This window comes from Rhizobacter sp. (genome assembly GCF_032229685.1).
GTDB lineage: Bacteria > Pseudomonadota > Gammaproteobacteria > Burkholderiales > Burkholderiaceae_C > LMDS01.
Map to the genome: position 1 here is coordinate 124868 of NZ_JAVTWP010000041.1, position 18773 is coordinate 143640.

Annotated in this window: 16 protein-coding genes; 3 read left to right on the forward strand and 13 right to left on the reverse strand. The window is 69.0% G+C overall.

The window, feature by feature from the left end; translation table 11 throughout:
• Positions 1–4: 4 nt before the first annotated feature.
• A complete protein-coding gene (locus AC30PD_RS21220) occupies positions 5–1438 on the forward strand; it encodes an MATE family efflux transporter (RefSeq protein WP_489537683.1) in 1434 nt (477 codons plus the stop codon).
• 31 nt (positions 1439–1469) lie between these two features.
• Positions 1470–2468 (forward strand): quinone oxidoreductase family protein, encoded by a 999-nt coding sequence (locus tag AC30PD_RS21225; RefSeq protein ID WP_489537684.1) that lies wholly within the window; start codon positions 1470–1472, stop codon positions 2466–2468.
• A 12-nt stretch (positions 2469–2480) separates the two neighbouring features.
• Here the strand turns inward: AC30PD_RS21225 and lspA are convergent, their stop codons facing one another.
• The 13 genes from lspA to AC30PD_RS21290 all read right to left on the reverse strand — a co-directional run bounded on the left by lspA (position 2481) and on the right by AC30PD_RS21290 (position 18009).
• The gene (lspA, locus tag AC30PD_RS21230) at positions 2481–2972 is read right to left on the reverse strand and encodes a signal peptidase II (RefSeq protein ID WP_489537685.1); all 492 of its coding nucleotides are present in this window, start codon (positions 2970–2972) and stop codon (positions 2481–2483) included.
• A 3-nt stretch (positions 2973–2975) separates the two neighbouring features.
• Positions 2976–5816: an isoleucine--tRNA ligase gene (gene ileS, locus AC30PD_RS21235; protein ID WP_489537686.1), complete on the reverse strand. Its 2841-nt coding sequence runs from the start codon at positions 5814–5816 to the stop codon at positions 2976–2978.
• Positions 5817–5924: 108 nt separating this feature from the next.
• Positions 5925–6950, reverse strand: a complete 1026-nt coding sequence (locus tag AC30PD_RS21240) for a bifunctional riboflavin kinase/FAD synthetase (protein ID WP_489537687.1) — start codon at positions 6948–6950, stop codon at positions 5925–5927.
• Between the two features lie 41 nt (positions 6951–6991).
• Entirely contained in the window at positions 6992–8233 is a 1242-nt protein-coding gene (locus tag AC30PD_RS21245; protein ID WP_489537688.1) for a helix-turn-helix domain-containing protein, read from the reverse strand.
• 101 nt (positions 8234–8334) lie between these two features.
• On the reverse strand, positions 8335–9378 hold the full coding sequence (locus AC30PD_RS21250; protein WP_489537689.1) for an FAD:protein FMN transferase: 1044 nt from the start codon (positions 9376–9378) through the stop codon (positions 8335–8337).
• Entirely contained in the window at positions 9375–11519 is a 2145-nt protein-coding gene (locus AC30PD_RS21255) for a 4Fe-4S binding protein (protein ID WP_489537690.1), read from the reverse strand. Before AC30PD_RS21255 ends, AC30PD_RS21250 begins: the two co-directional genes overlap by 4 nt.
• Before the next feature lie 78 nt (positions 11520–11597).
• Complete coding sequence (locus AC30PD_RS21260; RefSeq protein ID WP_489537691.1) at positions 11598–12794, reverse strand: c-type cytochrome; 1197 nt, start codon at positions 12792–12794, stop codon at positions 11598–11600.
• An 18-nt stretch (positions 12795–12812) separates the two neighbouring features.
• The gene (locus AC30PD_RS21265) at positions 12813–14492 is read right to left on the reverse strand and encodes a PQQ-dependent dehydrogenase, methanol/ethanol family (RefSeq protein WP_489537692.1); all 1680 of its coding nucleotides are present in this window, start codon (positions 14490–14492) and stop codon (positions 12813–12815) included.
• A 94-nt stretch (positions 14493–14586) separates the two neighbouring features.
• The gene (locus tag AC30PD_RS21270) at positions 14587–15291 is read right to left on the reverse strand and encodes a hypothetical protein (protein ID WP_489537693.1); all 705 of its coding nucleotides are present in this window, start codon (positions 15289–15291) and stop codon (positions 14587–14589) included.
• Positions 15291–15791: a hypothetical protein gene (locus AC30PD_RS21275; RefSeq protein ID WP_489537694.1), complete on the reverse strand. Its 501-nt coding sequence runs from the start codon at positions 15789–15791 to the stop codon at positions 15291–15293. Before AC30PD_RS21275 ends, AC30PD_RS21270 begins: the two co-directional genes overlap by 1 nt.
• Before the next feature lie 3 nt (positions 15792–15794).
• Positions 15795–16424: a hypothetical protein gene (locus AC30PD_RS21280; protein WP_489537695.1), complete on the reverse strand. Its 630-nt coding sequence runs from the start codon at positions 16422–16424 to the stop codon at positions 15795–15797.
• 5 nt (positions 16425–16429) lie between these two features.
• Positions 16430–17104, reverse strand: a complete 675-nt coding sequence (locus AC30PD_RS21285; protein WP_489537696.1) for a hypothetical protein — start codon at positions 17102–17104, stop codon at positions 16430–16432.
• A 212-nt stretch (positions 17105–17316) separates the two neighbouring features.
• Positions 17317–18009: a hypothetical protein gene (locus AC30PD_RS21290; protein WP_489537697.1), complete on the reverse strand. Its 693-nt coding sequence runs from the start codon at positions 18007–18009 to the stop codon at positions 17317–17319.
• Between the two features lie 139 nt (positions 18010–18148).
• On the opposite strand from AC30PD_RS21290, the gene AC30PD_RS21295 reads away from it, so the two are divergent.
• Positions 18149–18763, forward strand: coding sequence for a 3'-5' exonuclease (locus tag AC30PD_RS21295; protein ID WP_489537698.1), 615 nt, complete (start codon positions 18149–18151; stop codon positions 18761–18763).
• Positions 18764–18773 lie beyond the last annotated feature (10 nt).

An 18773-nucleotide genomic window follows, 5' to 3' on the forward strand; every position in this document is an offset into this window, starting at 1 on the left:
GCGAATGACCGCCACCACGCCTGCAATCGCTGCGGCTCCGCCCGCGATGGACCCGCGCACCCGCTTGTTGCTCGAAGGCCCGATCATCGGCACCTTGTTGCGCCTGGGTGCGCCGAACATGCTGGTGATGCTGGCGCAAGCCTCGGCCGGCCTGATCGAAACCTATTTCGTCGGCCAGCTCGGCACCGACGCGCTGACCGGCATGGCGCTCGTGTTCCCGCTCGTGATGCTGATGCAGATGACCTCGGCCGGCGCGATGGGTGGTGGCATCGCTTCGGCCGTGGCACGCGCGCTCGGCGCGCGGCGGCGCGACGACGCCAACGCGCTGGTGGTGCACGCGATGCTGATCGCACTGGTGTTCGGCCTGTGTTTCACCGTCGCTGCGTTCATCGGCGGGCGCGCGCTCTATGCCTACATGGGCGGCCGAGGCGCGTCGCTCGAGGCGGCGATGACGTATTCGAACTGGGTCTTCGCCGGTGCGATCCTGGTGTGGGTCTTCAACTCGATGGCCTCGCTGATCCGGGGCACCGGCAACATGCGCGTGCCCGCGATCGTGACCGTCGTCGGCACGGTTTTGCTGGTGCCGATGTCGCAGGTGTTCATCTTCGGCTGGGGCTCCGTGCCGGGCCTGGGCATTGCCGGTGGGGCGCTGGCACTGCTCGCCTACTACGCGCTCGGCTGTGTGGCGCTCGGCTGGTACCTGTTGTCGCGCCACAGCCTGCTCAAGCCCACGCTGGCGCACCTGCACATCCGCGCCGCGCTGTTTGCCGACATCCTGAAGGTCGGCCTGGTCGGCACGATCTCGACCGTGGCCACCAACCTGTCGATCGGCATCGCGACCGGCCTGGTCGGCAGCTTCGGCACCGCCGCCATTGCGGGCTACGGCACCGCCTCGCGGCTCGAGTACCTGCTGGTGCCGCTGGTGTTCGGCCTGGGCGGCCCGCTGGTGGCGATGGTCGGCACCTGCATCGGCGCAGGGCAGCGCGACCGGGCCTTGCGTGCGGCATGGATCGGCTCGGGCATGGCGGCGGCGGTGGCCGAAGTGGTCGGCCTCGCGGCCTTCGTTTGGCCGCACGCGTGGTTGTCGCTGTTCGGCCACGAGCCCGAGATGCTGGCCGCCGGAACGCTCTACCTGCACACGGTCGCACCGTTCTACGGCTTCTTCGGGCTCGCGCTGGCCTTGTATTTCGCGTCGCAGGGGGCTGGCAAGCTCATGTGGCCGGTGTGGGGCAACGTCGGCCGCCTGCTTGTCGCCGGGCTCGGGGGCTGGCTCGCCCTGAAGGCGGGCTGGGGGCTGACGGGCGTGTTCGCCGCGCAGGCGGCCGGGCTTGTCGTCTACTGCGTGGTGAATGCCTCGGCCATCATGGCGGGTGCGTGGTTCGGGCCGGTGCGCTGGCGCCGCGCCGCCAGCAAGGACGGGGCGATGCTGGCACCATAGCGCTCCTTTCAAGAGCGCCACGGAGACCGGCATGCCCAGCACACAAACCAGCCCCACCATTCGCGTCGACCAGCACGGTGGCGTAGAGAACATGCGCCTCGTCGACCTGCAAGTCGGCGAGCCCGGCCCGGGCGAGATCCGCATCCGCCACCACGCGTGTGGCCTGAACTTCATCGACGTGTACCAGCGCTCCGGCGTGTACCAGTTGCCCATGCCGCTTTCGCTGGGCATGGAAGGCGCCGGCGTCGTCGAAGCGGTGGGCGAGGGCGTCGATCACCTGAAGGCCGGTGACCGTGCCGCCTACGCCAGCAACCCGCCCGGCAGCTACAGCACCCTGCGCGTGATGCCGGCCAAGTGCGTGGTGAAGCTGCCCGACGCGATCTCTTTCGAGACCGGCGCGGCGATGATGCTGAAGGGCCTGACGGCGCAATACCTGCTGAAGAAGACCTTGCCGCAAGAGGGCCTGCAGCGCGGCGACTTCGTGCTCTTCCACGCCGCGGCCGGCGGTGTCGGCCTGATCGCCTGCCAGTGGGCGCGCGCGCTCGGCCTGCAGCTGATCGGCACCGCAGGCTCCGACGAAAAGTGCGCGCTGGCGCGCGAGCACGGCGCGGCCTTCACGATCAACTATGCGAAAGAAGACTTCACCGCGCGGGTGAAAGAGATCACCGGCGGCAAGGGCGTGAAGGTGGTTTACGACTCGGTGGGCAAAGACACCTTCGAGAAGTCGCTCGACTGCCTGCGCCCCTTCGGCCTGATGGCGAGCTTCGGCAACGCCTCGGGCGTAGTGCCGCCGTTCGCGCCCGGCATTCTGGGCGCCAAGGGTTCGCTCTACGTGACGCGAGCTACCTTGTTCACCCACATCGCCACCCGCGAATCGACGCAGGCGATGGCCGACGACCTGTTCGCGGTGGTGGCCAGCGGCCAGGTGAAGATCCGCATCGACCAGCGTTATGCGCTGGCCGACGTGGCCCAGGCGCACCGCGATCTCGAAGCGCGCAAGACCACCGGCTGCAGCGTGCTCATTCCCTGAGCCCGCGAGAGCTCAGCGCGAGCGCCGCACGCGCCGAAGTTCGTCGAGGATCAGGCAGGCGGCGCCGATCGTGATGGCGCTGTCGGCCACGTTGAACGACGGGAAGGCCCAGCCGGCGTAGTGGAACTGCAGAAAGTCGACCACGTAGCCGTGAATGAAGCGGTCGACCACGTTGCCGAGCGCGCCACCCAGAATCAGCGCCAGCGCCCAGCTGAACAAGCGTTGGCCGGCGTGGCTGCGCAGCATCCACACGATGAACAGCGCGGCAGCGATGCCCAGGCCGATGAAGAACCAGCGCTGCCAACCGCCCGCACCGGCGAGGAACGAGAACGCCGCGCCGGTGTTGTGGGCCCGCACGATGTTGAAGAACGAGGTGACGGTGTGGCTGTCGCCGAGCTGGAAGGCGCCGACGATCAAGGTCTTGGTGAACTGGTCGACGAGGATGATGAGCGCGGCGATGCCGAGCCAGGGCCAGAGCGAAGCGCCTGAATTCTTCGATGCCATGGTTCAGGCCACCTTGCGCGTTTCGCCGGCGCCGTAGAGGTTGCTGGTGCAGCGGCCGCAGATCGTCGGGTGGGCCGGGTCGGTGCCCACGTCGCTGCGGTAGTGCCAGCAGCGCTCGCACTTCGTGGCCGTTGACGGCGTGACCGTCACCCCGAGCTCGGCGGCGTTGGCCAGTTGCACCTGCGACGTGATGGTCACGAACTTCAGGTCGTCGCCGAGGGAAGCCAGCAAGGTGTGGTCGGCTTCGTTGCACGCGATCACGAGGTTCGCCTGCAGCGAAGAGCCCACTTGGCCGGCGCTGCGCACGGCCTCGATCTGCTTGTTCGCCAGGTCGCGGATCTCGCGGATACGGCTCCACTTGGCCAGCAGCGCGTCGTCGCTCCAGCCACTCACATCGCTGTACGTCTCGATGAAGATCGACGCCGACTTTCCGGGCGCGAACACCTTCCACGCCTCTTCGGCGGTGAAGCTCAGGAACGGCGCCATCCAGCGCAGCATCGCGTTCGTGATGTGCCACAGCGCCGTCTGCGCCGAGCGCCGCGCAAGGCTGCCCGGTGCGGTGGTGTAGAGCCGGTCTTTCAGCACGTCGAGGTAGAACGCGCCCAGGTCTTCGCTGCAGAAGACCTGCAGCTTGGCGACCACCGGGTGGAACTCATAGACCTTGTAATGCGCCAGCACCTCGGCCTGGAACGCCGCCGTGCGGGCGAGCGCCCAGCGGTCGATCTCGAGCATCTGCGCGAGTGGCACCGCGTCTTTCGCCGCGTCGAAATCGCTCGTGTTCGCCAGCAGAAAGCGCAGCGTGTTGCGGATGCGCCGGTAGGCGTCGACCACGCGCGCGAGGATCTTGTCGTCGATGCCCAGGTCGCCGGAATAGTCGGTGGCTGCGCACCACAGGCGGATGATTTCTGCGCCGAGCTTCTGGGTCGAGTCCTGCAGCGAGATGAAGTTGCCCAGGCTCTTGCTCATCTTGCGGCCCGAGCCGTCGACGGTGAAGCCGTGCGTGAGCAGGCCGCGGTAGGGCGCGCGGCCTTCCATCGCACACGCGATCAGCAGCGACGAGTGGAACCAGCCGCGGTGCTGGTCGTGGCCTTCGAGGTAGAGGTCGGCCTCGGGGCCGTTCTCGGTCGTCACGCCAGGGTGGCTGTGGCGCAGCACGTGGAAGAAGGTGGAGCCGGAGTCGAACCACACGTCGAGGATGTCGTTGCTCTTGGTGTACTGCGCCGCTTCGGCACCGAGCACGTCTTCGGCCGTCAGCTTCGACCACGCTTCCACGCCGCCTTGTTCGACGATGGCTGCGGCGCGATCGATCAGGGCCATGGTGTCGGGGTGCAGCTCGCCGCTGTCCTTGTGCAGGAAGAACGGCAGCGGCACGCCCCAGTTGCGCTGGCGGCTGATGCACCAGTCGGGCCGGTTGGCGATCATGTCGTGCAGGCGCGCCTTGCCGTTCTCTGGGTAGAAGCTGGTTTCCTCGATCGCGGCGAGCGCGATCTGGCGCAGTGTCTGCGCTGGCGGGTTGACCGCGAACACCCCCGCGCCTTCGTCCATGCGCACGAACCATTGCGCCGCGGCCCGGTAGATCACCGGCGTCTTGTGGCGCCAGCAGTGCGGGTAGCTGTGCACGAGTGTCGAGGTGGCGAACAGCCGGCCCGCGCTCTTCAACGCGTCGGCCACCAGCGGCGCGGCCTTCCAGATGTTCTGGCCACCGAAGAGCGGCAGCGAGGCTTCGTAGCTGCCGTTGCCCTGCACCGGGTTCAGGATGTCTTCCACGGCCAGCCCGTTCGCGCGGCAGGAGTTGAAGTCTTCGATGCCGTAGGCCGGCGACGAGTGCACGATGCCGGTGCCGTCTTCGGCGGTGGCGTAGTCGGCCACGTACACCGGCGACAGGCGGTCGTAACCCGGGTCCACATGGGCCAGCGGGTGGTGGAAGTTCAGGCCGCCCAGCGCCGTGCCCTTCGTGGTGGCGAGCACCGTGCCCTGCAGGCCGTAGCGTTCGAGGCATTTCTCGACCAGCGCGCTGGCCAGCACGAGAAGGCCGCGCTCGGTGTCGACCAGCGAATACTCGATCTCGGGCCCCACGTTGAGCGCCTGGTTCGCGGGGATCGTCCACGCGGTCGTGGTCCAGATGACGATGAAAGCGTCCTTGGCGAGCGACGGCAAGCCGAACGCCGCGGCCAGCTTGGCCGGCTCGGCGGCCAGGAAGCCCACGTCGACCGTCTGCGACTTCTTGTCGGCGTATTCGATCTCGAACTCGGCGAGCGACGAACCGCAGTCGAAGCACCAGTACACGGGCTTGAGGCCGCGGTACACGAAGCCCCGCTCGATGATTTTCTTCAGCGCGCGGATCTCGTTGGCCTCGTTGCCGAAGTCCATCGTGCGGTACGGGTGCTCCCAGTCGCCGAGCACGCCCACCCGCTTGAAGTCGGCCATCTGCTGGGCGATCTGCTCGGTGGCGTAAGCACGGCTCTTGGCCTGCACTTCGGCGCGTGTGAGGTTGCGGCCGAAGGTCTTCTCGATCTGGTTCTCGATCGGCAGGCCGTGGCAGTCCCAGCCGGGCGTGTAGCGCGCGTCGAAGCCGGCCAGCTGGCGCGCCTTGACGATCATGTCTTTCAGGATCTTGTTGGCCGCGTGGCCCACGTGCAGCGTGCCGTTGGCATAGGGCGGGCCGTCGTGCAGCACGAACAGCGGGCGGCCGTGGCGTGCGTCGCGCAGCTGTTTGTAGATGCCTTCGTCGCCCCATGCCTTGACCCAGCCCGGCTCGCGCTTGGGCAGGTCGCCGCGCATCGGGAAGGGCGTGTCGGGCAGGTTCAGCGTGGCTCGGTAGTCGGTCTTGGTGTCGGTGGACATGGTGAAACCCGGTGGGCCCGTTCGTGCGTTCGCCGACGGGCCGGCAAGAGGGATGAAGCCGCGCGCGTGCGAGGCCCTCGGTGGCGGATCAGGCTCGAAACGAGCCCGTCAAATAATTCGGTCGCGGCTGGTCTGGCGGTGTTGCGCGGCGTGGGCGGCCAGGAAGGCGCGCGCGTCGTCGGTGTCCTTGGCGATCGCAGCGGTGAGCGCCGGCAGCCCCTCGTAGCGGGCTTCGTCGCGAAGTTTGTGCAGCAGTTCCACGCGCACGAGTTTACCGTAGCCCCCCTCGGCGCCCAGCGTGGCCGGCCAGTCGAGGCAATAGACCTCGAGCAGAACCCGGCCGCTGTCGTCCACGGTGGGGCGTTTGCCAAGGCTCGCCACGCCGTCGAGCGGCGTGTCGGCCAGGCCGTGGGTGCGCACGGCGTAGATGCCGAGCGCGGCCGGCTTGGGGTGGTCAAAGCGCAGGTTCAGCGTGCGAAAGCCGTCGCTGCGGCCGGCCGCGCTTTCACCCAGGATGCGCCCGAGTTTCTTGCCGTGGATCACGTGGCCGCTGATGCTGTAGGGGCGGCCGAGCAGGGTGGCGGCACGCTCCATGTCGCCGGCGGCCAGCGCTTCGCGCACCGCCGAGCTCGACACACGCAGGCCGCGCACCTCGTAGCTGTTCATGCGCGCCACGTCGAAGCCGGCGGCCGGCCCGGCCGCGTCGAGCATGGCGTAGTCACCAGCCCGTTTGGCGCCGAAGCGAAAGTCGTCGCCGACCAGCACGTAGCGTGTGCCCAGGCCACGCACCAGCACGTCGTCGATGAAGGCCTGCGGGGTCTGCGCGGCGAACGAGCGGTCGAAGCGCAGCACCACCACCTGGTCGACACCGCAGCGTTCGAGCTCGCTCAGCTTGTCGCGCAGCGTGGCGATGCGCGCTGGCGCCAGCTCGGGCTTGCCGGCCAGCTGCGCGAAGTAGTCGCGCGGGTGCGGCTCGAAGGTCATCACGCACGAGGGCAGGTGGCGATGCTGGGCCTCCGAGCGCAGCAGCGCGAGCATGGCCTGGTGGCCGCGGTGCACGCCGTCGAAGTTGCCGATCGTGAGGGCGCAGGCGGGCGCGATGCCGGGGTGGTGGAAACCGCGAAACACTTGCATGCGCGGCATTATCGGTTGCGCCGCTGCGGCGCCCGCCCTCGTCAGGACGCTGCCGCCTGCTTCAGGTGCCGGTACACCAGGCCGCGCGACACCCCGAGCTTGCGTGCGGCGCGCGAGACGTTGCCGTCGCAGGCCTGCAAGGTCTGGTGGATCAGCTGGCGGTCGTTGTCGCGCAGCGTGCCGGCAGTGTCAGGGGCGATGGCGAACGTGGCGGCCGGCTCCGCGGCGGCCGGTGCAGCGGCTGCCGCCACGGGCGCCACGGCCGCGGGGCTCGGCACCGGTGCCGGCACCGGCGCTTCGGGCACCTTGTAGAGGCGGGTGGCGCCGTCGCGCGATTGCAGGTGGGCCGAGAGCCACACGTTCAGGCCGTTCGGCAGGCGGTGCAGGCTCGGGCAGGGCATGCGCGTGAGCCGCAACATCGCGTTCAGGTCGAGGCCGAAGGCCGCCTCGGCACTCTGCCCCCGGTCGGCCTGGGCCACACCGATCAGGCGCGCACCGACGTTGTTGGTCCAGGCGATGCTGCCGTCGGCGGCCAGACCGGCCAGGCCTTCCATCGGCGTGCCGAACATCGAGGCGGTGGTTTGCAGCTGCACGACGATGTGGTCGCCCGACTGCGCGCGCAGCAGCTGGTTCTCGATCGTGGTGGCGTACATCGACACCACCGCCGCGGCGTCGAAGCCGAAGGGCCTGCCTTCGCTCGACAGGTCGAGCACGGCGGCCAGCCGGCCGTGCACGTCGTGGATCGGCGCGGCCGCGCAGTACATCGATTGCAGTGTGTCGAAGAAATGCTCGCCGCCGAGCACCAGGCAGGCCTGGCCGGTTTGTGTGGACACACCCGGCGCCGCCGTGCCGGTCTGGGCTTCGGCCAGGTTCACGCCGACGCGGCGCGCCAGCGGCATCAGCACTTCTTCGTGGTTCACCGACGAGCGCGTGGCGTGCACGACCACGCCGTGCGGGTCGGTCAGGATCGCCGAGCACGTGGTGCCGGCGAGGGTCGTTTCGAGCTGGTTCAGATCGGTGGCCGCGGCTTCGAGCAACTGGCGGCTGCGCGCCAGCGCAGAGTGCACGCGGCTGGTCGTCACCGGGTTGAAGGCGATCGCCTCACCGGGGTCGCGGTGCGCCTGCACGCAGCGCGACCACGACTGGATCACCAGGTCACTGACCAGCCCCGACGGCCGCGTGCCTTCTTCGAAGAAGCGCTGGCGGGCGAGCGCCATGCGTTGCTGCGGTGTCGAGAAGAACAGGTGTGCCGGCAGGCGGCTGGGCTGCAGTCTCTGGTCCAAGTACTGTCTCCGTCGTCGTTATGGGGTCGAGTGTGGCGCGGCCGTGGTTCTGTTGCAATCGGGCCGCCGCGTCCGATTGCATCTGCGCGTTTCTGCCGCCGTCAGGTTGGCCCTTCGAGGCTCAGCCCGGGGCTCGCCTGCCAGCGGCCGGCCTTGTCGACGGCCAGCACGTCGACACCCCAAAGCCGGGCCAGCGCCAGTGCATCGCCGATGCCGCCCATGAACATCACCTTGGTCAGCGCGTCGGCGAGCGCGCACGAGCGTGCGGCCACGGTCACCGCGGCCAGGCGCGACGGCGATTCGCCAAGGCGCGGGTCGAAGACGTGGTGGTGGCGCAGGTCGGCGGTGAAGGCGGTGTGGGCGTCTGACGAGGTGGCCACGCTTCGGCCGCCGGCCTGGAACGCCGCCAACGGCGGCGCCGCGCCGGCGCGACCGCGCGGGTCGGCGACGGCCAGCGTCCAGGGCCGATCGCCGGGCGCGCTGCCGAGTGGCGCCCACTCGCCGGTGTCGAGCAGCGCGTGTTCGATGCCGTGCGCCGCCAGCCGCTCGCGCGCCAGGTCGGCGGCGTAACCCTGGGCGATGCCGTTCAGCGTGATCGCCATGCCCGGCCGGTTCAGCCGCACGCGCGCGGCGCTGGCCTGCACGCCGCGCCAGCCGACCAGGGCCCGCGCGGCCGCCAGTTCGTGCGGTGTCGGCTGGCGCCCGAGCCGGCTCGCCGCTGCCCAGGCCTGCCACAGCGGCTGCACCGTGATGTCGAAAGCGCCGGCGCTGCGCGCAGCGACCTGCCGCGAAAGCTGCAGCACGCGCAGCAGGTCGGCGTCGGGCTCGTGCAGCTCGCCGTCGCGGTTCAGTCGCGAGACGGCGCTGGTCGGGTCGAACAGGCTCATCTGCGACTCGACATGGCGGATCGCCGCCACCGCTGCGTCGAGCGCCCGTTCGACCGTGCCCGCGTCGCGGTGCGCCGCCCGCAGCCACAGCGTGCTGCCGAACCCGAGCAACGCGCGGTCGCGCCAGACCAGCGGCGCGGCCGAGGCCTGCCCCTGCGCCGCCGCCAGGCCGGCCAGCGCGGCGCCCAGGCCGAGCGAGGTGCGCAGCCACTGGCGGCGGGTGCCGGGCGCTCCGGCTTCGTGGCGTGGGTGGTTCATGTCGGCCCCAGCGGCAGGATCGGAATGTGGCGCGCGGCCGTCTGCTTGCGTTCGAGCACGAGCGGCAGACAACGCTGTGCGTCGTCGTGGATCTCGACGCAGTCGAGGCACTGGAAACACTCGGTGTAGTCCACGGTGCCGGACGGTGCGATGGCCTCGTAGTGGCAATGGTGGCGGCAGCTCTGGCACGGCGTGCCACATTCCTTGCGGCGCGGAATCCACGCGAACAGCCGCACCCGCCCGACCAAGGCCAGCGCCGCGCCCAGCGGGCACACATAACGGCAGTAGCCGCGGAACACGAACACGCTCAGCACCGTGCAGGCAAGCGCCCAGGCCACGAACGGCCAGGCCCGGTCGAAGCCGAGACTGATGGCGGTCTTGAAGGGTTCGATTTCGACCGCGCTTTCGGTCCAGGCCGCGGCCATGCCGGCGCCGCCGACGAGCACCGCGAGCACACCGTACTTCACCCACTTCAGGCCCGCGTCGAGCCGGCGCCGCAGGCGCACCGGCCTGATGCCCAGGCGCTGTGTGGCCAGGCTCAGCAACTCCTGCAGCGCACCGAACGGGCACAACCAGCCGCAGAAGCTGCCGCGGCCCCAGACCACCAGCGTCACGAGCACGAAGGCCCAGAGCAGCACCGTGACGGGGTCGGCCAGCAGGAAGGCCAGGCCCTGACCGGCGACCGTGGCTTCGATCAGCGAAGTGAGCGTCACGATCGTCAGCTGGCCTTGCGCCACCCAGCCGATGAACACCAGCGTGAACACGAGGTAGGCCACGCGCACGCGGCGCAGCCGACGGGTGCTCGCCGCCACCCAGCGCTGGCGCAGCAGCAGCACCGCAAGCAGTGCCAGGCCGAGCACCAGCACCACGAGCTCGGCGGCACGCTGCGCGAGCGACGGTTTCAGCGAGGCCCACACGCCCGGCGGCGTCTCGGGCAGCCAGGCTTTCAACTCGGCGAGTCCGTAGGCCTGTATGAACGCGACTTGTGCGCGCTGCGGCGCCGCGCCGCCACTGTCGCGCCGCACCTGCAGTTCGAGGGCGAGCGTCTGCCCGGGGTCGAGCGGCTGCGCGCCGACGCTGCGCCACAGCCGCGCCGACGCCTGGCCTCCGCCGGCACCTGCGCTGCGCGGTGGCGCGAGCCGCAGGCCGGCGGGCGGCCCGTCGAGCGGGCGCAGTTCGATGCGGCGCTCTCCCTGGTGCAACACCGCCACCAGCGCGGCGCCGCCGAGCGCAAGGCGGCCGCTCTCGTAGATCACGAAGACGAGTTCACCGCTGTCGCGCTGCGCTTGCACCCGTTCCCAGGTGCCCGTGTCGAGCAGGTTGCGGCCGACCTGCGGCAGGCTGGCCAGACCGAACCAGATGTCGATGGCCAAGCCCTGCGGCTGCAGCATCGCCACCGCGTCGCGGCCGGCGCCCGCGGTGCCTGCGAAGCCGCTCTCGAGCTCGCGGTTGCTGCGCTCGATGTGCCGCACCAGGCCGGCCTGGGAGAGTTCGTTCCAGCCGCTCGACACGAAACGCGCGCCGGCAGGCGCCTTGCCCGTGGCCGAGGCCGTGAGTGTGGCTTTCGGGTCGTCGAGCCGCGCCAGCGCGACGCGGCTGGCCGACTGCATGATGCTGCGGTCGATCGCCAGCGCCGTGACGGTGCCGGCGGTCACGCCGTTGACGATGGCGCGGCTCTCGGTGCGCAGCGGCGTGCCCCTGGCGCTGCCGACCTGCACGTCGTGGCGCACCGACAGGCCCTTGTACTGCGCCGCGAAGGCCGAGAGCTGTGCGTTGCCCTTCTCGCTCTGGAAGATCGGTTCCCGCTGGGCGAGCAGCCGCACGTCGAGAAAGTTGCCCTGCGCATCGATCGCCACCAGCAGGTTGATCGGCTTGCCGCCGTAACCCGCGGTCGGCTCGAGGTCGACCGTCTCGAACACGTGCCCCACGAGCTGCGGCCCCGCGGCCTCGCGCCGGAAGATCGGCCAGGCCGCCAGCGCCGGGCTCTTGTCGCCCACCATCAGCGGTGCCGGGAACAGCGCCTCGAGGCCGGCACGGGTCAGGGTGCCGGCGAAGCTCTGCAGCGGCAGCCCGCACAGCAGCAGCCACGCGAGCAGCAGCGCGCCGGCGGTGTGGCAACGGCGCGGGCCGGCCCGCGTCATCGGCGCAACGCGAACACGCGGCGCGCGCCTGCCCGTGCGATCCGGCGCGATGAAGCTGGCATCGTGGGCGCCGGTCGGCTACTTCTGGATCGTCACGAGGAAGCTGACGATCTGCTGCACGTCGGACTCTTTCAGGATGTCTTTCCAGGCCGGCATGCCGGCGTCGGGCCGGCCGTTCTTCATCGTCGTCATGGCGGTGTCTTGCCATTTCTCGCTGTAGCGCATCTTCAGGAAGCGCACGTCTCGCTCGCGCACCGGGCTGTAGCCGTCGGAGCCGTGGCAATGCGAGCAGCGGTCGTTGAACTGCACCCGGCCAGCCTGCGCTGCTTCGGAGAGCACCGGTGCTGCCGCCACCGGGGCTGCCACCACGGGTGCTGCCGCCGCCGCTTTCGGCGCTGCCTTGGCGTTGGGCTTCTTGGCCGGCGTGGTGGTTTCGCTCACGGTCGCCCACAGCGAGGCGGGAACGCGCACCACGGTGGTGGGCGGGTAGGCGCGCGCCACCGCCAGGTTCACCGGCGTCTGGCGCGGAAAGCCGTACTTGTCGGCCAGTTCCGCGATCTGCGGCTTCAGGGCCGCGAGTGCGCGGTCGATGTCGGCGGCCAGCGCTTCCTTGGTGTTGCGCACGGCCACGGCCACGGCACCCGAAAGGTCGTGGCCAGACACCGGCGTGACACGCCAGCGGTTGTCCCAGCGCTTCTTGTTCTCGTAACCCGCCACCGGGCCCCAGAGAAAGGCCGCGTCGACTTCGCCCTTGGCGAGCCCGGTCAGCGCTTCTTCGGCGCTGCGGTAGGTGGTGGTCTTGAAGCCGTCGAGCGTGGAGAGAAAGATCTGTGGCGTGCTGCCGTACTGCACGGCGAGGCGCTGGCTCTTCAGATCGTCGAGGCTCCTGAAGTTGAAACCCGGTGCGGCGACGATGGCGTAGCCGACCTCGATGAAGGCCTGGGTCTTGCGCAGACCACGCGCCTTGTAATCAGGGCCAGCGGGCAGCGCGAACACCGCGTCGCAGGCGTCTTGCAATATCGTGTTGCGCAGCGCACGGCGCTGCATCTGGGTGTAGTACCAGGTGTATTCCACCGGCTGGTTGAGCTGCTTGCCCACCAGTTCGGCGAGTTCGACGTACATGCCGCGCTCGGGGCCTTCGGACTTGCTGAACGGCAGGTTGTCCGGGTCGGCGCACACACGCAAGGGGTCGGCACTTGCCACCGGTGCCACGAAGGCACCGGCAGCAAGAGCCGCGGCGAAGGCCAGGGCCTTCATGTTGCCGCGGATCGTCATGTCAGTTCACTCCTGAGATCACTTGATCGAGAACACGTACAGCGTGCCACCCTCGGGGCTGGCCGCCACCATCTTCTCGCCCAGCGCGCCGAAGAACGCGGGGATCGACAGCGTGCGGCCCGACACCACGGCGACGTACTGCTTGCCGTCGAGCGTGTAGGTCATGGGCGCTGCGGTGATGCCCGAGCCGGCGTTGAACTTCCACAGCACCTTGCCGGTCTTGGCGTCGAGCGCCTTGAACCAGCCCTTGATGTCGCCGTGGAACACCAGGCCGCCGGCCGTGCTCATCATGGCGCCGTTGAAGGGCAGCTCGTCCTTGTTGAACCAGACCTCCTTCTGCTTCACCGGGTCCCAGGCCTTCACGCCACCACCGTGGCCCCCGGGGCCCATCTTGCCGAGGTCGAAGTTCACGCCCAGGTAGAACGCGCCGCGCTTGTAGTCGGCTTCGATGCCTTCGAGGTCCATGCACAGGTTCATGGTCGGGATGTAGACCAGGCCGGTCTGCGGGTCGTAGCTCATCGGCATCCAGTTCTTGGCGCCGATCAGGTTCGGGCAGATGTTGCTGGCCTTGCGCTTCATGCCGGGGCGCTTGGCGTTGCCTGCGGCCTCGATGGGCGCACCGGTCTTCATGTCGATGCCGGTGGCCCAGTTCACGCCGTCCACGTACTGCTTGGCCGACAGCAGCTTGCCGTTGGCGCGGTCGATCACGTAGAAGAAGCCGTTGCGGTTGGCCTGCATCAGCACCGGCACCTTCTTGCCGTCGAACGGCAGGTCGGCGAACACGAGCTCGTTCACGCCGTCGTAGTCCCACGCGTCGTGCGGCGTGGTCTGGTAGTGCCACGTGATCTTGCCGGTGTCGGCATTGAGCGCGAGGATCGACGCGGTGTACAGGTTGCTGAACTTGCCGATGTCGGAGCTGTCGTTGCCACGCACCGAGGCCGACCAGGGCGAGGGGTTGCTGGTGCCGTAGTAGACAAGGTTCAGCTTCGGGTCGTAGGAGCCGATGTGCCAGGCCACGCCGCCACCGTTCTTGCCCGAATCGCCCTTCCAGGTGTCGGCGCCGGGCTCGTTGCCCATGGGCACGGTGTAGGTGCGCCAGACCTCCTTGCCGGTGGCCTGGTCGAGCGCGACGATCGAGCCGCGCACGCCGTACTCGCCACCGCCGTAGCCGGTGATCACGAGGTTCTTCACCAGCGTGGGCGGCGAGGTGATCACCGAGCCGCCGGTGTAGTCGATGATCGGCGTCTTCCAGATTTCCTTGCCGGTCTTGGCGTCGAGCGCGACCACGTTGGCGTCGAGGCGGCCGAGGAAAATCTTGCCGTCGTTGTAGGCCACGCCACGGTTGTTGACGTCGCAACACGCGTACTGGTCGATGCCCTTGGGCACTTCAGGCTGGTAGGTCCACTTCACTTCACCGGTCTTGGCGTTGACCGCGAAGGTGTTCTTCGGGCCGAACGACGAGGTGACGTAGAGCGTGTCGCCGACCAGGATCGGCGTCGATTCCTGCGAGCGCAGCGAACCGAGTTGCAGCGCCCACTCGACGTTGAGCTTGCTCACGTTCGAGGTGTTGATCTGCTTCGACGCGCTGAAGCGCGTGTTGCCGGCGTCGCCGCCGTAGACCGGCCAGTTCTGGGCCTGCGCGGTGGCCGCGAGGCCGAGCGTCAGCCCGAGTGCTAGGGGAGTGAAAATTCGTTTCATGAGTGTTGTCTCCTCTGGTTTTGGGAACAGGTTGCGGTACGGGCCGACCGCGGCGGGGCTCTTGCGAGTTCTCTGAGTTGCGTGAGTCGTGCGGCTACTGCCATGACGTGAGCTCCATCGTCACGGTGCCGCCGACCATGAATTTCGTGGGTGAAGGTTCCTTGCGTTCGAGCTTGACGAGCCCCACGCCCGGGCAATACCACTCGAGCGTGGCGAGCGGGATCTGGCGCCACTGGAACATCGCGTCGACGTAGAGGCGGATCTCGGCCCGCCCGGCCACGCGCAGGCAGCCTTCGAATTCACCGGCCGGGGTCTTCACCTTTTCGGCCAGCGCCTCGATCCGGTAGTGCATCGGAAACGCCTTGTGGATGTAGCGCACTTCGCGCGGCACCTCGTTCTTGCGCGCCAGCACATAGGCGGTGGTCGGCGCCTCCCATTCGGTGCCCACGGCATAGGGCTTTTGCAGCACGTAGCGGCGCGGGTTGTCGAGTTGCGGCTCGCGTTCGAGCGGGTTGCGGCTGGCGATGCGGTAGATGCCGGTGGCATCGCTGCGCAGCCAGTAGTCGATGCCGGCGTCGCTGCGGCGGCGCCACGAGGGCGCGCCGTCGATCGTGTCGCTGCCGCGGTTGGCGAGCACCAGGGTTTCGCGCTGGGTGGCCTCGGCGTCGTCGATCACCGTCGAGACGCGATACGTCCACTTCTTTCCTTCGGCCAGCGGGAACAGCGCGTCGTCGCCGGGCGAGCTTCCGCAGGCCGCCAGCAGCAGCATCACCGGGGTGAAGAGGGCGGCGCTGCGCATCACTTCTCCGGCAACTGGGGCGAGGGCAGGTCGCGGATCTTGATCTCCTGCTCGTCGTTGCCGGGCTTGAGCCAGCCGGAGCCCCGCGCGTTGCCGGCCTTGGCCTCGGCCGTGCCCATCTGGCTGATGCCGTCGCGGCCCTTGCGCACGCCCTGGTCGATCTGCGAGTGCAGTTCTTTCGTGTACGGCACGCGGTAGGCGCGCGGTTCGAGCTTGTTGTTCAGCCCTTCGCGCGGCACGCTCACCCACATGAAGATCGAGCCCGGGTTCTTGCCGTTCGGCTCGTCGACCGCCGCGGCCAGCATGATGAAACGCTCGGGCAGCGCATCGGCGCTCGGCACGCCCCAGATCTGGTGCACCGCGTCGTTGCCGTAGAAGTACAGCGCGGTCACGGCCAGCACCAGCACGCCTTTCATCCAGCCCGGCCAGCGCGAAAAGAGCAGCGCGAGCAGCACCAGCAGCACCAGCGCCGCAAACGAGAGAACAAGTGCCAAGCCCATGGTTCACAGCCGCTCCACCAGCTTCGCCGGCAAGGTGTTGATGGCGCCGACGCTGCCGTCGGCGCTGACCGAAAAACGCACCAGCGTCGCTTCGTCGCCGCGCTTGGCGAGCCGGTGCTGGCCGTTGAAGACCACCTCGGCGCGCGGGTTGACCTTCACGACCGAGAGCGTCACGTCGACCGGCTGCCCCGACTTCGGGTTGCTGGTGTCGACCTCTTTCGATTCGTAGTAGTGCGCGTTGACGACGTACTCGCCCGGCACGATGCCGCGAATCGTGACCACCTCTTGCCGGAACGGGCTCACCACGCGTTTGCCGTTCACGATGATCGAGCTGTTCGATTCGCCGCGGTCGTCACGGTCGAGGTACATCAGCCCGGCTTCGCGGTTGCGGAACCACACCACCTCGCCGGCCGGGTTGCGCACCCAGGTGTCGATGTCGTTCGGGTCGAGGTCGGGCCACGACAGCGTGAGGATGTACTCGGCCTTGGCCGGCACGTCGCCGGCCTTCGACTTGGTCGGGTTCATCGCCAGCAGCGCCACGATGAAACAGAACACGAAAGCGATCAGCATGTTGAACAACATGTCGTAGAACGGATCGACTTCCGGTTCACGGGCCACACGGCGCGAGCGCATCGGCGTCACCCTTCGCCGCGTGGGCGGATCGACAGCCCGTGCTGCTGCGCCACTGCCACCAGCTCGTCGGCGTAACGGTCGAGCCGCGTGAGCTGCACCCCGAGCAGGATGTTGCCCACCAGCCCGACCATCGTGGTCAGCAGCGCCACGCCCAGGCCGGTGGTCAGGCTCTTCAGCAGCTCCTGCGCCTGGGCCGGGTCGAAGTTCTGGATCTGCCCGATCTGCAGCGCCAGGATCGAAAAGCCGATCACCTTGCCGAGCAGCCCGAGCTTGAGCTGGATCGCGTTGACCCACCAGGCCGTGGCATGCGGGCCGTGGGTGCGCTCGAGCAGCAGGTCGAGCGGCGCCGACTCGTCGCGTGGTGCGGCGCCCAGCGCGGCCCAGTAGCTCGTGGCCCAGCCGGGCTGGCGCGCTTCGGCGGCGCCGCGCTCCCGCGTGAGCTCTCGCGCCCGCATGCCGCTCCAGAGGGTGCCGACGGTGAACACGATGATGATCACGAACGTGATGCCGGTCGGGTCGGAATTGAGCAGCAGCGCCCAGACGCCGCGCGCACCGAGCAGCCAGGCCGCGAACACGAACATGCCGGCCAGCGCGAGCCACTCGAACCACAGGGGTTCGATCGGCGCCGCGCCCGAAGCCTGCCGGCGCGCGGTGAAGATCGACGTGAGGTCCGGACTCATCCAAGCCTTTCTGGCATGCGCTTCAGCGATGACAGAAAGGATTTTTCGGACTTTGGGTCGGCGCTACAACCCGCTGTTTGCCCTGTGCAACTCTGTCCCGTTTGGGAGCAATCGTTCCGCGACCGAACGGTCGGCTGGCGGCTGTCGGGCCGCGGGCACGACCGGCCCGAAACGCGGGAAAACCCGCGTGTCTGTGGCGGCGCCGGCCGGGCTCAGGGAACGAGCAGGACGCGCATGCCCAGCAGCTTGCCGCCGACGCGGTCAAGCACCTGGACCGTGGCTTGGCGCGGCCGCAGCCCTTCGGGCAGCGGCAGGCTGCCTCGCAGCACCGCCTGGCTGCCGAGCGACAGCACCACGGGTTTCAGCGGCGCCGAGGTGTCGGCACCGCGCGCACCGGGGCCGGCCACGACCAGTTGCAGCACGCCTGGTATCGGCTTGCCGGTGGCGCGCTCGCGCGTGAGCACCACGTCGTAGGCGAGCTGGCCGGCCTTCACGCTGAAGCGCCCGGCACGCACTTCGACGCTGCCGCCGCGCGGGTCGGGTGGCAGCGACGCCACGACCGAGCTCACGTCGTCACGCAGCTGTGTGGTGGTGGCGCGGCTCGCCGCCAGTTCGTCGGTGAGCGTCTGGCGCTCGGTGCGGGTGGCGTCGAGCCGCTTCGTGGTCTCGGCCAGTTCGGCCTTCAGGCGCGCCCGGTCGGCGTCAGCCTCGTTGAAAGACGAGCTGAGCTTGACCGACTCGGAAGCCGACAGGCGGGGCGGCAGGTAGCGCTCCTGAACGACGATGACGCCGGCCACGCCGGCCGCCACACCGATCAGCAGCAGCACCAGCCAGCGTGGCAGGCGAAAGCCCGAGCGGCGTCGGCCATAGGGGTTGAATGGAATGGGTCTGGATCGGCCGAGCATGCGCTGTGGGAATGAACCTGGGTGAAACGAACCGCGAGCGTACCGCCGGCCCGTCTACGCCCTGAAACACGACGTATCTCCTGCGGTCTTTGGCGCGCGACCTACACTCGCGCGCCGACCGCCCACGCCCGATGCCCGCATGAACCCCTTGCCCCCCGCGCCTAGCAAACCCGAGATCGCGCTGCTCGAACCTTTCGAGCGCCTCGGCTTGCCGCGCATCGAGCTCGTGGCCACCGCCGCGCAGGCCGAACGGGCGCTGCGCGACATGGCCGGCGTGGCGGTGTTTGGTTTCGACACCGAATCGAAGCCGACGTTCGCCAAGGGCGAGCTGTCGGACGGGCCGCACATCGTGCAGCTCTCGACCGTCGACAAGGCCTGGGTGTTCCAGCTGCACGACGCCGAATGCCGCGCGCGAACGGCGCAGCTGCTCGAATCGCACCCGGCGCTGAAGGTCGGTTTCGGCCTGGGCGACGACCGCCGGCGGATTCAGGGCAAGCTTGGTGTCGATGTGCGCGGCATGGTCGATCTCAACAGCATCTTCCACCGCATGGGCTACCGAAAAGACATCGGCGTGAAGAGCGCGGTCGCGATCCTGTTCAACCGGCGTTTTCTCAAGTCGGGCAAGGCCAGCACCTCGAACTGGGCTGCACGCCAGCTCAACGAGTCACAACTGCTGTACGCCGCGAACGACGCGTATGCCGCCGCCCGCGTGTTCGCCGCGCTCGAGCCGGCGGCGCAGGCGCTCGCCGGCTGAGGCGCGGCCG